Genomic DNA, 334 nt, shown 5'->3' on the forward strand with positions numbered 1-334 from the left:
CTCCAGTTGGACCGGTTGACCCTGTGATCCCAGTCGATCCGGTTGCTCCTCTTGCACCCGTTGGACCTGTTGATCCTGTTGCTCCTGTTGCTCCTGTTGCTCCTGTTGCTCCTGTTATACCAGTTGGACCGGTTGACCCTGTGATTCCAGTCGCTCCTGTTGATCCGGTTGCACCCGTTGGACCGGTTGACCCTGTTGTTCCTGTTACTCCAGTTGGACCGGTTGACCCTGTGAACCCAGTCGATCCGGTTGAGCCGGTTGCACCCGTTGGACCTGTTACTCCTGTTGTTCCTGTTACTCCAGTTGGACCGGTTGACCCTGTGATCCCAGTCGA

The 334-nt window shown here is 56.6% G+C and carries 1 protein-coding gene; it reads left to right on the forward strand.

All coding sequences use genetic code 11. The features are described 5' to 3' along the window. A partial coding sequence (locus ICW23_RS19070) for a hypothetical protein (protein WP_223152467.1) occupies nt 1-334 on the forward strand: 334 nt, incomplete at both ends.

This window comes from Bacillus sp. 1021 (assembly GCF_014534735.1).
Lineage (GTDB): Bacteria > Bacillota > Bacilli > Bacillales > Bacillaceae > Bacillus > Bacillus siamensis.